The 12,995-nt window shown below is 69.0% G+C and carries 13 protein-coding genes and 1 pseudogene; 5 read left to right on the forward strand and 9 right to left on the reverse strand.

Going from position 1 to position 12,995, the window contains the following annotated elements; genetic code table 11:
* A partial coding sequence (locus tag ON39_RS09490) for a sensor histidine kinase (RefSeq protein WP_040733006.1) occupies positions 1-1,558 on the reverse strand: 1,558 nt, incomplete at its 3' end.
* A 72-nt stretch (positions 1,559-1,630) separates the two neighbouring features.
* A complete protein-coding gene (locus tag ON39_RS48580) occupies positions 1,631-1,795 on the reverse strand; it encodes a hypothetical protein (protein WP_157195427.1) in 165 nt (54 codons plus the stop codon).
* A 379-nt stretch (positions 1,796-2,174) separates the two neighbouring features.
* On the opposite strand from ON39_RS48580, the gene ON39_RS50450 reads away from it, so the two are divergent.
* The 4 genes from ON39_RS50450 (at position 2,175) to ON39_RS09505 (ending at position 6,997) form a co-directional block, all read left to right on the forward strand.
* Positions 2,175-2,261: a potassium-transporting ATPase subunit F gene (locus ON39_RS50450; protein WP_255219246.1), complete on the forward strand. Its 87-nt coding sequence runs from the start codon at positions 2,175-2,177 to the stop codon at positions 2,259-2,261.
* The gene (gene kdpA / locus ON39_RS09495; RefSeq protein WP_040733007.1) at positions 2,262-3,932 is read left to right on the forward strand and encodes a potassium-transporting ATPase subunit KdpA; all 1,671 of its coding nucleotides are present in this window, start codon (positions 2,262-2,264) and stop codon (positions 3,930-3,932) included.
* A gap of 112 nt (positions 3,933-4,044) precedes the next feature.
* Positions 4,045-6,105: a potassium-transporting ATPase subunit KdpB gene (gene kdpB / locus ON39_RS09500; protein WP_246002952.1), complete on the forward strand. Its 2,061-nt coding sequence runs from the start codon at positions 4,045-4,047 to the stop codon at positions 6,103-6,105.
* Position 6,106: 1 nt separating this feature from the next.
* Positions 6,107-6,997, forward strand: a complete 891-nt coding sequence (locus ON39_RS09505) for a potassium-transporting ATPase subunit C (protein ID WP_040733010.1) — start codon at positions 6,107-6,109, stop codon at positions 6,995-6,997.
* A 92-nt stretch (positions 6,998-7,089) separates the two neighbouring features.
* On the opposite strand, the gene ON39_RS09510 is transcribed toward ON39_RS09505, so the two are convergent.
* The 7 genes from ON39_RS09510 to ON39_RS09540 all read right to left on the reverse strand — a co-directional run bounded on the left by ON39_RS09510 (position 7,090) and on the right by ON39_RS09540 (position 12,288).
* Positions 7,090-7,497, reverse strand: a complete 408-nt coding sequence (locus tag ON39_RS09510; RefSeq protein ID WP_040733011.1) for a VOC family protein — start codon at positions 7,495-7,497, stop codon at positions 7,090-7,092.
* A 63-nt stretch (positions 7,498-7,560) separates the two neighbouring features.
* Positions 7,561-8,265, reverse strand: a complete 705-nt coding sequence (locus ON39_RS09515; protein WP_040733012.1) for a flavodoxin family protein — start codon at positions 8,263-8,265, stop codon at positions 7,561-7,563.
* Positions 8,262-8,693 carry a hypothetical protein gene (locus tag ON39_RS09520; RefSeq protein ID WP_040733013.1) on the reverse strand — a complete coding sequence of 144 codons (432 nt, stop codon included), beginning with the start codon at positions 8,691-8,693 and terminating at the stop codon, positions 8,262-8,264. Before ON39_RS09520 ends, ON39_RS09515 begins: the two co-directional genes overlap by 4 nt.
* On the reverse strand, positions 8,690-10,117 hold the full coding sequence (locus ON39_RS50455; protein ID WP_040733015.1) for a molybdopterin-dependent oxidoreductase: 1,428 nt from the start codon (positions 10,115-10,117) through the stop codon (positions 8,690-8,692). Before ON39_RS50455 ends, ON39_RS09520 begins: the two co-directional genes overlap by 4 nt.
* The gene (locus ON39_RS09530; RefSeq protein WP_040733017.1) at positions 10,114-10,779 is read right to left on the reverse strand and encodes a methyltransferase domain-containing protein; all 666 of its coding nucleotides are present in this window, start codon (positions 10,777-10,779) and stop codon (positions 10,114-10,116) included. Before ON39_RS09530 ends, ON39_RS50455 begins: the two co-directional genes overlap by 4 nt.
* 148 nt (positions 10,780-10,927) lie before the next feature.
* Positions 10,928-11,620, reverse strand: a complete 693-nt coding sequence (locus ON39_RS09535) for a TIGR04282 family arsenosugar biosynthesis glycosyltransferase (RefSeq protein WP_040733019.1) — start codon at positions 11,618-11,620, stop codon at positions 10,928-10,930.
* Positions 11,617-12,288: a glycosyltransferase family 2 protein gene (locus tag ON39_RS09540; protein ID WP_040733020.1), complete on the reverse strand. Its 672-nt coding sequence runs from the start codon at positions 12,286-12,288 to the stop codon at positions 11,617-11,619. Before ON39_RS09540 ends, ON39_RS09535 begins: the two co-directional genes overlap by 4 nt.
* A 124-nt stretch (positions 12,289-12,412) precedes the next feature.
* Between ON39_RS09540 and ON39_RS09545 the strand changes: the two are divergent.
* Positions 12,413-12,995, forward strand: a pseudogene (locus tag ON39_RS09545) (hypothetical protein); the annotation flags it as partial.

A 12,995-nucleotide genomic window follows, 5' to 3' on the forward strand; every position in this document is an offset into this window, starting at 1 on the left:
TCACCGCCCGCAGACCGTAGGTCTCCCTGACCTGCTCGAGCAGGTTGGGCAGGTCCGCGCCGTGCAGCACGGCGCCGGCGAACAGCGTCAGCAGTTCGGCCTCCTGCGAGGCCCGCCGCGCCTGCCGTGTCTGCTTGGCGGCCGCGTCGACCAGCGCCGCCACCGCGACCGCGACGAACAGCAGCACCACCACGGTGACGAAGCTGTCCGGCTCGGCGATGGTGAGGCTGTAGCGGGGGTCGGCGAAGAACCAGTTCAGCAGCAGCCCGGACAGCAGCGCCGAAAAGGCCGCTGGGACAACGCCGCCCAGCAACGCGACGGCGACGACGCCGATGAAGAAGACCGCGCTGAGCCCGCCGAGCTGCAGGTAGCCGTCGAGGAACGCGGCGCAGATCCCGCACACCACCAGCGGCACCAGCACGGCCGCGAGCCAGGCCCGGATGGGCTGGCGCGGCATGAGCGAGCCCCGCCGCAGGCCGCGATGGGCCTCCTCGTGGGTGACCATGTGCACGTCGATCTTGCCGGACTGCTGCACCACGGTCGATCCGATGCCCTCGTCGAGCATGCGCGCCCAGCGGGAGCGGCGGGAGGTGCCCAGGACCAATTGGGTCGCGTTCACCTCGCGGGCGAACTCGAGCAGCGCGCTCGGCACGTCGTCGCCGGTGATGGTGTGCAGCGAGGCGTCGAGGCTGGTGGCGAGGTCGCGCAGCCGGTTGAGGCGCTCGGTCGAGACTCCGGCCAGTCCGTCGCCCCGAACCACGTGCACCAGAACGAGTTCGGCGCTCGCCTTGCTCGCGATCCGGCTCGCGCGGCGGACCACGGTCTCCGACTCCGGCCCGCCGGTCACCGCGACCACCACCCGCTCGCGCGCCTCCCACAGCTCGGTGATCTTGTGGTCGGCCCGATACTTCGCCAGCGCGGCGTCGACCTGATCCGCGAGCCACAGCAACGCCAATTCCCGTAGCGCGGTGAGGTTTCCCGGCCGGAAGTAGTTGCGCAGCGCGGCGTCGACCTTGTCGGCGGCGTATACGTTGCCGTGAGAGAGCCTGCGGCGCAATGCCTCCGGCGTCAGATCGACGAGCTCCACTTGATCCGCGCCGCGCACGACGGCGTCGGGCACGGTCTCCTGCTGCTGGATGCCGGTGATCTGCTCGACCACGTCGTTGAGGCTCTCCAGGTGCTGGACGTTCACCGTCGACACCACGTCGATGCCCGCGTCGAGCAGCTCTTCGACGTCCTGCCAACGCTTTTCGTGCTTGCTGCCGGGAATGTTGGTGTGCGCCAGCTCATCCACCAGGGCCACGGCCGGGGCCCGCCGCAGCACGGCCGCCAGGTCCATCTCGGGCTGGGTGGTGCCGCGATACTCGATCAGCCGCGGCGGTATCCGCTCGATGCCCTCGAGCAGCGCCGCCGTCTTGGCCCGGCCGTGCGTCTCCACCACCGCGGCCACCACGTCCCGGCCGCGCTCCAGTCGCCGGTGGGCCTCGCCGAGCATGGCGTAGGTCTTGCCGACTCCGGGCGCGGCCCCGAGATAGATGCGTAGTTGCCCGCGTTTCACTCGTCCATCATCGCGCGTGGCGCCCCGGGAGCCGGGCACCCGCGGGCCGGACCGGCGAGCTGCGGGCGAATCTCAGGCATTCGAGCGCCCCGTTTCGGTGCCGCGCCACCCGGCACGGTCGTCGGTCTCCACGACGACGGCGCGCGGCCCCCGTGCGGCGCCGCGCTCGCCGAGCGCCCGAATGACCAGCGCACAGCACACGAACCCCACGAGCAGGGCCACGGTGACAGCTGACATCTCCATCCTTTCGCCTACCGACCAGAACCACCGGTTGCGCTGGAGTGGTCCGCCTGGCCGGTCCTCCACTAGTACCTCCGCCGCGAAAGATTCGGACGATCTTTACGGTGTGTTGACGGGATGCCGGAACTCTTTGACGGCATCCTTTCAGCTATCCCGAGCTGAGGTGTAAAGGAAGCGCAAAGGCCAGCATTCGCCGCGCAAAGGAGTCGTCAGGAAGCTCGGCACGCGCCGGATCGAGGACTTGACTCGCCAAGGCGCGCTCCACAACACGAGCGCTTGATGGAGGTTGGAAATTCATGTCTGTCGTGGTGTTCACGGTGCTCACCGTGGCGATCTTCGCCCTGCTGGGCCTGGTCCAGCGAGGGGTGGAAAGGCTGTGACCGCGAACCTGATCGGTCTGGTGCTCGCCGTCTCCGTCGCGGTGTACATGGTCGCGGCGCTGCTCTTCCCCGAGAGGTTCTAGGTGAACACGACTACGGCGGGGATCGCCTTCGCGGCGTCCCTGGTCATCGCGCTCGCCCTGGTGCATGTGCCGCTCGGCGACTACATGTACCGGGTTTACAACGGCGCCAAACACTCTCGCGTCGAACGCGTCCTCTACAAGGCCATCGGTGCGCAGCCCGAGGTCGAGCAGACCTGGGGCGTGTACGCCCGCAGCGTGCTCGCCTTCTCCGCGGTCAGCATCCTGTTCCTGTTCTTCTTGCAGCTGCTCCAGGGCAGGTTGCCGCTGCACCTGCACGACCCCGGCACCGAGATGACGCCGGCGCTGGCCTGGAACACCGCGGTCAGCTTCGTCACGAACACGAACTGGCAGAACTACTCCGGTGAGTCGACCCAGGGTCACCTGGTGCAGATGGCCGGGCTGGCGGTGCAGAACTTCGTCTCCGCGGCCGTCGGCATGGCCGTCGCGGTCGCGCTGGTGCGCGGCTTCGCCCGCAGGCACACCGGCGATCTCGGCAACTTCTGGGTGGACCTGGTGCGCGGCACCCTCCGCATCCTGCTGCCGATCGCGTTCGTCTTCGCGATCGTGCTGGTCGCGGGCGGCGTCATCCAGAACTTCCACCTGCACGACCAGGTCGCGCAGACCCTGAACGGCACAGCGCAGACTATTCCAGGCGGGCCGGTGGCCAGCCAAGAGGTCATCAAGGAGCTCGGCACCAACGGCGGCGGCTTCTACAACGCCAACTCCTCGCACCCGTTCGAGAACCCGGCCACCTGGACCAACTGGGTGGAGATCTTCCTGATCCTGCTCATCAGCTTCTCCCTGCCGCGCACGTTCGGCCGGATGGTCGGCAGCAAGAAGCAGGGCTACGCCATCGTCGCGGTCATGGGCACCATCGCGGTGGCGAGCACGGTGCTGCAGAACGTCTTTCAGCTCGCCCACCACGGCACCGTGCCGACCGCGATCGGCGCGTCCCTGGAGGGTGTCGAAACCCGTTTCGGCGTCGCCGATTCCGCGACGTTCGCCTCCGCGACCACGCTCACCTCGACCGGCGCCGTCGACTCGTTCCACGACTCCTACACCAGCCTCGGCGGCCTGATGACCATGTTCAACATGCAGCTCGGCGAAGTAGCGCCCGGCGGAACGGGTTCCGGGCTCTACGGCATGCTCATCCTCGCGGTGATCACCGTGTTCGTGGCAGGCCTGATGGTCGGGCGCACACCGGAGTACCTCGGCAAGAAGATCACGCCGCGCGAGATCAAGCTCGCCGCCTCGTATTTCCTGGTGAGCCCGCTGATCGTGTTGGTAGGCACCGCGATCGCGATGGCCATGCCGGGCCAGCGCGCGGGCATGCTCAACACCGGGCCGCACGGTCTCTCCGAGGTGTTGTACGCCTTCACCTCCGCGGCCAACAACAACGGCTCCGCGTTCGCCGGCCTCAGCGGCAACACCGAGTGGTACAACACCGCGCTCGGGCTGGCCATGGTCTTCGGCCGGTTCCTGCCGATCATCTTCGTGCTCGCGCTGGCCGGCTCGCTGGCCAGGCAGGGCACCACCCCCGAGTCGATCGGCACGCTGCCGACGCACCGGCCGCAGTTCGTCGGCATGGTCGTCGGCGTGACGGTGATCCTGGTCGCGCTCACCTTCCTGCCCGCACTCGCGCTCGGGCCGCTCGCCGAAGGAATACACTGAAATGACTTCCCCGACAACGGAACTGACCAGCGTTCCGGACGAGTTCAACGAGTCGAAGCGTCAGCTGGCGCACAAGTCCGGCCGGGTTCCCCGCGGCGCGCTCGATCCCCGGATGCTGCTGACCTCGCTGCCGGACGCGGTGCGCAAGCTCGATCCGCGCACCATGTGGCGCAATCCGGTGATGTTCATCGTCGAGATCGGCGCCGTGTGGTCCACCGTGCTCGCCATCGCCGACCCGACGTTCTTCGCCTGGGCCATCGTCGTATGGCTCTGGCTCACAGTCATTTTCGCCAACCTCGCGGAGGCGGTGGCCGAAGGCCGCGGGAAGGCGCAGGCCGACACGCTGCGCAAGGCCAAGACCGATACCGTCGCACGGCGTTTGGTGGACTGGACGCCCGGCGGCCCGGTCGTCGAGGAGGGGGTCGCCGCACCGGAGCTGCGGCGCGGCGATCACGTCGTCGTCGAGGCCGGACAGGTCGTCCCCGGCGACGGCGACGTCGTGGAAGGCATTGCCTCCGTGGATGAATCGGCCATCACCGGGGAGTCCGCGCCGGTGATCCGGGAGTCCGGCGGCGACCGCTCCGCGGTGACCGGCGGCACGACCGTGCTGTCCGACCGGATCGTCGTCCGGATCACCCAGGAGCCGGGCAAGAGTTTCATCGACAAGATGATCGCGCTGGTCGAGGGCGCGAGCAGGCAGAAGACGCCGAACGAGATCGCGCTGAACATCCTGCTGGCCTCGCTCACCGTCATTTTCGTGTTCGCGGTGGTCACCCTGCAGCCGCTGGCGATCTTCTCGAAGGCGAACAACCCTGGCGTGCCGGACACCTCGGCACTGGACGTCAACGGCATCACCGGGATCGTGCTGGTCTCGCTGCTGGTATGCCTGATTCCGACCACCATCGGCGCGCTGCTCTCGGCCATCGGCATCGCGGGCATGGACCGGCTCGTCCAGCGCAATGTGCTGGCCATGTCCGGGCGCGCGGTCGAGGCCGCGGGCGACGTCAACACGCTGCTGCTCGACAAGACCGGCACCATCACCCTAGGCAACCGGCAGGCCGCGGAGTTCGTTGTGATGCCGGGCATCTCGGCCGACGAGCTGGCCGACGCGGCGCAGCTCTCCAGCCTCGCCGACGAGACGCCGGAGGGCCGCTCCATCGTCGTGTACGCCAAGCAGGCGTACGGCAAACGCGAGCGCACCCCCGGCGAGCTGAAGGGCGCGACCTGGGTGGAGTTCACCGCGCAGACCCGCATGTCGGGCGTCGACCTGAGCGACGGCCACCAGCTGCGCAAGGGCGCGGCCAGCGCGGTCATCGAATGGGTTCGCGCACAAGAGGGTACGGTGCCCGGGGAGGTCGGCGTGACCGTCGACGGGGTCTCCGCCTCCGGCGGCACCCCGCTGGTCGTCGGCGAGGTCAGCGACGGCGTCGCGCGGCTGCTCGGCGTGATCCACCTCAAAGACGTTGTCAAGCAAGGCATGCGGGAGCGGTTCGACGAGATGCGCCGCATGGGCATCCGCACCGTGATGATCACCGGCGACAATCCGTTGACCGCCAAGGCGATCGCCGACGAGGCGGGCGTGGACGACTTCCTCGCCGAGGCGACGCCGGAGGACAAGCTGGCGCTGATCAAGAAGGAGCAGGACGGCGGCCGGCTGGTCGCCATGACCGGCGACGGCACCAACGACGCGCCCGCGCTGGCCCAGGCCGACGTCGGCGTCGCCATGAACACCGGCACCTCGGCGGCCAAAGAGGCCGGCAACATGGTCGATCTGGACTCCGATCCGACCAAGCTCATCGAGATCGTGGAGATCGGCAAGCAGCTGCTCATCACGCGGGGCGCGCTGACCACGTTCTCCATCGCCAACGACATCGCCAAGTACTTCGCGATCCTGCCCGCGCTGTTCATCGCGCTGTTCCCCGGGCTCGACGCGCTGAACATCATGCGGCTGCACAGCCCGCAGTCGGCGATCCTGTCCGCGGTCGTGTTCAACGCGATCATCATCGTGGCGCTGATCCCGCTCTCGCTGCGCGGGGTGAACTACACGCCGTCCAACGCGTCGAAGTTGTTGAGCCGCAACCTGTTGATCTACGGCCTCGGCGGCATCGTCGCGCCGTTCGTCGGCATCAAGATCATCGACCTCGTCGTCCAACTCCTCCCTGGGATGTCCTGACATGCAGTTCTCCACTTGGATTCGGCAACACCTGGCCGCACTCCGCGCGTTGCTCGCGCTCACCGCGATCACCGGAATCGCCTATCCGCTGGCGGTTTTCGCGGTCGCGCAGGTTCCCGGCCTGCACGACAAGGCGGACGGCTCGCTGATCGAGGTCGACGGTAAGACCGTCGGCTCCCGCCTGATCGGGCAGTCCTTCACCGACGCGGAGGGCAAGGCGCTCGTGCAGTACTTCCAGAGCCGCCCGTCCTCGGCGGGCAGCAACGGGTACGACCCCATGGCGACCTCGGCCGGCAATCTCGGGCCGGAGAGCATCGTGGACACCCTCGACGCCGATCCGGCGAAGGTGAAGCCGAGTCTGCTGTCGACCGTGTGTGCGCGCAGCAAGGAGGTCGGTGAGCGCGAGGGAGTCGACGGAGCTCGGCCGTTCTGCACGGAAGGCGGTGTGGGCGCGGTGCTTTCGGTGCTGGGGCCGCGCGGCGCGGACGGCGATGTCGCGCATCCGACGCGGGTGGTGAGCGTCAACGAGGCGTGCCCCGCGACGCCGTTTCTGGCGGCCTACAAGGGTGTTCGGGTGGAGTGCGCCGAGCCGGGCGAGGACTACTCGGCGGGGCGCATCGTGCCGATCTTCGGCGAGGCGTCCGTCGATACTCCGGTGCCGGGCGACGCGGTGACCGCGAGTGGCAGCGGTCTCGACCCGCACATCTCGCCCAGGTACGCCGATATTCAGGTCGCGCGAATCGCCAAGGCTCGCAATATCTCCGCAGAGCAGGTGAGTGAGCTGGTGCGGGCGCATACCGCGGGCCGAACCCTCGGCTTCCTCGGTGAGCCGCGGGTCGATGTGGTCGAGTTGAATCTGGATCTCGACCGGCGGTACCCGTTCCGCGGGTAGTCGGGAATTCGGCGGGGCCGGTGGCGCATCGTCACCGGCCCTGTCGAACGCACTGTGGTGGCGTCACCGCCGCCGAGCATCGACGGGAGAACTCAGTTCTCCTCTTGCTTCTCCGGCTGAGGACCCACCGGCAACAAGGGGGCGCGCGCGGTCAGGCAGAACGGATGTCCTGCTGGATCGAGCATCACCCGCCACAGGTCCGGGCCCGGTTGCACCTCGGCCGCCCGCGCCCCCAACCGCTCGGCCTCCGCCTGTGCCTCATCCAGATCGTCCACCCGCAGATCCAGGTGAATGTGCATGGGCATGTCGCCGTTGGGCCAGGTCGGTGGCTGATAATTCGGGACACGAAGCGCGCACAGCGACCCGCGTTCGGTGTGTACCACCGCTAGCTCATCGGCTCGATAAACGATCTCCCCACCGAGTAGCGCGGCCCAGAACTCGGCCAGCTCCTCTTTGTCGGCACAGTTCACAGTGATCAAACTCAACTGAGCGATAGCCACTCCCCGAGTCTACGACCGATGTCGGGCGAGAAGCGCGGCCCCGGCGAAGTTGGCAGCGTCCGGTCAGCGGTGTTCGGGGTTCTCGAAGTCGAACCGGCAGCCCGCGTCCCATTCGGAGCGCTGATTGCCGTGCGCGGGAATCCCGTTGGCGTCCTTCAGCATTCGAGCCAGATGCAGCAGGTTCCAGGTCATGAAGGTGGTGTTGCGGTTGGTGAAGTCGTTGTCGGGTCCGCCGGAGCCGGGGTCGAGGTAGGACGGGCCGGGACCCGCCTCGCCGATCCAGCCCGCGTCGGCCTGCGGCGGGATGGTGTAGCCGAGGTGCTGGAGGCTGTAGAGGATGTTCATGGCGCAGTGCTTGACGCCGTCCTCGTTGCCGGTGATCAGGCAGCCGCCCACTCGGCCGTAGTAGGCATACTGACCGCGGTCGTTGAGGATCGAGGAGTTGGCGTACAAGCGTTCGATGACCTGTTTGGTGACGGAACTGTTGTCGCCCAACCAGATCGGACCCGCGAGGACCAGGATGTCGGCGTCCATGACTTGGCGTTGGAGGGCGGGCCACTCGTCGGTGGGCCAGCCGTGGTCGGTCATGTCCGGCCACACACCGAAGGCGATGTCGTGGTCGACGGCGCGGATGTGCGCGACGCGCACGCCGTGCTTCGCCATGATGCCCGCGCTGATGTCGATGAGGCCCTGGGTGTTGCTCACCTCCGGTGAGCGTTTCAGGGTGCAGTTGATGAACAGCGCGCTCAGGTCGTTGTACTCGGTCACGGTGTGCTCCTTGGCTTTTCGGATCGTCGTCGGCCGGCCAGTCGCGTCACCAGTGCGACGCCCACCAGCGCCCATACCGCGAGGAGGGCCACGGCGAGCCCGAGGGGATAGTCGCGGTCGAGCACGGTGGGGTTGTCCGGCACGGCGTGTGCGCGGCCGAGGACCGGGGCCGCGATGAGCAGCAGCGCGACGGTGCAGACCGCGCCGCACGCCGTCGGCGCCCACCAGGCGTCGGGCAGGACGCGGCGTGCGGTCACCCCGGCGGCGGCGCAGAGCGGCGCGAAAACCGTGTCGTGCAGCAGGATTCCGCCGACGAACCACAGGGCGACCGAGAGCAGATCCGCGCGGGGAAAGTCGAGCAGCAGGGTGGCACCGTACCAGCCGAGGCCTAAACCGGCCAGCAGCAGGAGGATTCGGATCGCGCTCATGCTCGCACCTCGATCGTCGAGAGCCATTTCGTCTGACGGACGCCGGGCCGGTTCGGCGCGATCAGCCGACAGGGATAGCCGTGATCCACGTGCAGCGGCTGCCCGTTCAACGACAGTGCCACCAGCGTGTCCGCGTCGACCGCATGCCGTTGCGGCAGCACCGATTCGGCGTAGATGCCGCCGGTCTCCAGAGAGCTGAATCGCACGTCGCCGCGGTAATCGCCGACCGCGGCGAGCAGATCGCGCAGCCGAACACCGGACCAGTCGGCGGACGCGCTCCACCCCTCCACACACGCGATGGGTAGCCGGACGTTCGTCTGCGGCATGGCCAGCAGTTCGTCCCTGCTGAAATCGCGTCGCCGGTCCCCCACCAGCACGGCCAACCGGTAGTCGGCCGCCCGCGCCCGCTCGAGCACGCCCGCGGCCATCGCCGACCTGTTGACCGGAAGACCCTGCGGCCCTGCACCGCTGCGTGGCGCGAGAACCGCGGCCCGGCGGAGGAACGGCACGGTTTGACCGGCGATGACCAGGGAGGCCGCGCCCGCGGAGACCCAGGCCGCGGTCAGCACCCTGCGCCGCGACAAATGCCACGGCATGCTGCCATCGGCAGCGTCACCGACCGCACCGGCATCAGCCCCGTCGCGATCACGACCGACCGCTTCGGCGCGGGCGGTGACATCGGAAACACCTACGGCACCAACTTGATCCGCAGTTCCGACACGATCGCTCCCGCCGTGACTACCGGCCTGGTCCCGGCTATCGACGCCGAGCCTCTCGCCGGCACCGCCTGTCTCGCCGTGGTCACCGGCGGTACTGCCTGCAGCGGAAGGCCCGTCGGTGTCGGAGCCACCGTGCCCGCCCGTGACCGAGATGGCCGGGTTCGAGTCGATGGGGCGAGTCAGGACATCTCGGATCACCGGAAGTTTGACCGCCAGGTGGACCGCGAGCGCCCCGAGAGCGACATACGCCATGGCGTAATGCGCGGTGGGAAAGAAGAACTTCCAGGGGTAGAACTGGTCGATGTTCAGCAGGCCGGTGGACAGCTCGAACAGTATCGCCCCCACGAGCACCGCGATCGAGCCGCGCTCCAGCATGCGCAGCGGCGAACCGAGGAATGGTCGCTGGAACAGCTTCGGATACACCGCCCACAGCTTGACCACCACAAGCGGTATCGCGGTCACACCCGAGATGACGTGCAGCCCCTGGGTGAATCGGTACAGCGATACCGGGTGCGCGGGCCATCCGAACCAGGTGGGCGGGTGTTGAATCCAGTGACTCAGCAGGCCGGTGACGAAGCAGAGGAGAATGGCGGTGCCGAGGGCGAGGCCGACGCGGCCGGCCACCTCGGGACCGCGTGCGTCGGATACGCGAGGCCGCCGTCGCGTGGACGGCCCACTGCGCTCGACGGTTTCGTGCGTGCTCATCGAACTCCCGCCTCCGCGGCCGCTCCGTCGCGGCGCAGCCACGCGATGTATCTGCCGTCGACCGCCGCGGTGTCGAGCACGCGAAACCCGCTCGCCCGCGCGAGTCGCTCCGCGTGGTCGATGCTCACCGAGGCCCACGGAAACCAGGACCCGACCCGCGAACCGGATTCCAGCCGCATCTGATGAATCACCGAACCGCCGCCGGGACAACCGAACTCGACAACGGCCAACCCGTCCGGGGCGAGGAGGTCCGCCGTACGCGCCAGGATGCGCCGCGGATCGCCGCCGATCCCGATATTCCCATCGGCCAGCAGTGCATAGGACCAACGCCCGGCCCCCGGCAACGGCCCGAACAGATCCCGCCGCAGCGCGGGCGCACCGCGAAACCTGGTGATGGCGACCGCCATCGGCGAAAGATCCACGCCGAGCGCCAGCACCCCGCGCTGCATCAAGTCCGCCACCAACCGCCCCGGCCCACAGCCGAGGTCCACCGTCGGCCCGTCACAACAGCGCGTGAGCGCGCGATCGGCCCGGCGATCACCGGCATCGGCCACCCCCAGCCACCGCCCCGTCGGCAACTCCCACCGACTGCCATCCGCCGCCCGCATCCAACAGCTCTCCCCGACCAGCGCCCGCTCGAAGATGTCGAAGTCCTGAATCATCGCGCCCCCAGCCCATGCGGTTCGCCTGCCCGACCCGCGAAGCGGGCAGGAACCGTGGCGCTCGACGCAGCACCACCCGTGCCCGCGCGGTCAGCCGTCTTGTCACCGAGATTCACCGCGACCTCGAAAACGGTTGTGCGCGTAGTGTTCATCGCAGCACCAGCCCACGGTCGTGTAGTTCGTGAAAGGTCGAGGCGAACCGGCCGGTGGACTGAGCGGCGACTCGGATCGCGTCGGCGAACGTGTCGACGTCGCTGAAGGTCGGCAGGGAGCGCACCCGGCAACCGGTGTGCCGCAGGGCCTTCCGGGTCAGCTCGCCGGTGCGGTCGGTGGACATGGGCACGTCGGCGAGGACGCGGGCCGGTTGCGCAGTGGGGAGGCCGAGCGCCCACCAGCCGCCGTCCTCGGCCGGGCCGAGCAGAGCGACGTTGCCCGCGGCGAGTCGGTGTGCCGCACTGGTCAATACCCGCGGCCCGATCTGCGGGGTGTCCATGCCGATCTGGAGCACCGGGGCGCCGAAACGGGCGGCGTCGGCGTGCGCATTGGCGAGGCGGTCGCCGAAGTCGTCGCCGCGCTGCGGAATCACCACGAAATCGGCCAGCGCGCTGCGTAATTCATCGCGGCACTCGGCGGCGTCGACATCTCCGGTGAAGGCGACCACCCGATGGGTGACCTCGCTGCGGAGCACCGAGTCGAGGGTGTCGAGCAGCGCCGCCGCCGCGACCCGGGCGGCGTCGCGCGGGGTCAGCGGCGGCGTCAGCCGTGTCTTGGCGTATCCCGCGATCGGCGCCTTGGCGATGACGAGCAGCGTCGTCTCGCGGCGCACACTACAGTCGCTCATCGCAGCACCGCCAGGAAATCCTTGGTGGCGCGCACGGTTCCGAGCAGCGAGCCGGAGACCTTCGACACCCCGCCCGCGCGCGGCCGGTAGGCGATGTCGCGCTCGACCACCCGCCACCCCGCGCCCGCCGCGCCGACGAGCAACTCCAGCGGATACCCGGAGCGCAGGTGCAGGGGGCCGAGCGAGAGCATCCCGGTCCGCCGCGCCACCCGCATGGCGGCGATATCGTGCACGGGCAGACCGTATTTGCGCCGCAGCCTGCGCGCGACGAGCAGATTGCCGAGCCGCGCGTGCCACGGCCAGACGCCCGCCGCGGTCGGCCGCCTGCGCCCGACCGCGAGATCAGCTCCGGCGCGGACCAATTCGACCAGCCCGGGCAGCTCGGCCGGGTCCATCGACCCGTCGCCGTCGAGCACCGCGACCATCTCTGTGCGCGCCGCGGCGATACCCGCCTGAACCGCGGCCCCGTAGCCCGGTCTGTCCTCGTGCACCACGGTCGCGCCGCGGGCTCGGGCGACGGCGGCGGTCGCGTCGGTCGAGCCGTTGTCCACCACGAGGGCGTGGTACCCGGCCGGGATGGCGGCGAGCACATCGGGCAACGCGTCAGCTTCGTCTCGGCAGGGAATAACCACGGTCACTCCGGCCGGATCAACCTGGGTTCGAGTCACGGCCAAGACGCTATGCCCTCGAACCCGCCGGACGGCCGAAAAACCTGTGACGAAACAGTGACATCGTCAAAAAACACATCTGGAACAGCGATAACCGCCCGCCGACCGACCTATCGTGTTAGCCGTGCATGACGTCTCCGAGCCCGCGACCGCCACCCCGCCACGCGTTCGCCTGCGCGGCGACCTGATCGGCGCGGGCATCGCCGCCGCACTGGTCCTGGCCGCTTTCGTGGTTCCGCGAATCGCCAGCGAACAGTGGCGGAGCAAACTGTACGCGGGCGCCGCACCGATCTTCGGCGTGTTCCTCCGCCACGTCGGCTGGGGCACGATTCCGGCGATCGTCCTCGCGACTCTCGTTGTCCTGCAAGGCCCCACACTCGCGCGGCGATTGTCGTGGCGGCCGCTGCTGGCGGCCTCGTGGGGCGGCGCGCTCGCGTGGGCGTTCGCGCTGGCCATGATCGACGGCTGGCGGCGCGGCTTCACCGACCGGCTCACCGACTCCAACGAGTACCTGCACGAGGTCGGCGGGGTCACCGATATCGGCGCGATGCTGCGCGGATTCGCCGACCGCATCCTCGATTTCGAGCCGGACTCGTGGACGACGCACGTGTCGGGGCATCCGCCCGGCGCGCTCCTGTTCTTCGTGCTGCTCGACCGCGCCGGCCTCGGCGGCGGCGCGTGGGCGGGCACGGCCTGCCTGCTGATCG

The organism is Nocardia tenerifensis NBRC 101015 (assembly GCF_000308715.1).
Classification (GTDB): domain Bacteria; phylum Actinomycetota; class Actinomycetes; order Mycobacteriales; family Mycobacteriaceae; genus Nocardia; species Nocardia tenerifensis.

Coding starts and splice junctions, on each gene's coding strand:
- ON39_RS48580 (WP_157195427.1), bottom strand. CDS start 1,795: ATGTCAGCTGTCACCGTGGCCCTGCTCGTGGGGTTCGTGTGCTGTGCG.
- kdpB (WP_246002952.1), top strand. CDS start 4,045: ATGCTGCTGACCTCGCTGCCGGACGCGGTGCGCAAGCTCGATCCGCGC.
- ON39_RS09505 (WP_040733010.1), top strand. CDS start 6,107: ATGCAGTTCTCCACTTGGATTCGGCAACACCTGGCCGCACTCCGCGCG.
- ON39_RS09520 (WP_040733013.1), bottom strand. CDS start 8,693: ATGAGCGCGATCCGAATCCTCCTGCTGCTGGCCGGTTTAGGCCTCGGC.
- ON39_RS50455 (WP_040733015.1), bottom strand. CDS start 10,117: ATGAGCACGCACGAAACCGTCGAGCGCAGTGGGCCGTCCACGCGACGG.
- ON39_RS09530 (WP_040733017.1), bottom strand. CDS start 10,779: ATGATTCAGGACTTCGACATCTTCGAGCGGGCGCTGGTCGGGGAGAGC.
- ON39_RS09535 (WP_040733019.1), bottom strand. CDS start 11,620: ATGAGCGACTGTAGTGTGCGCCGCGAGACGACGCTGCTCGTCATCGCC.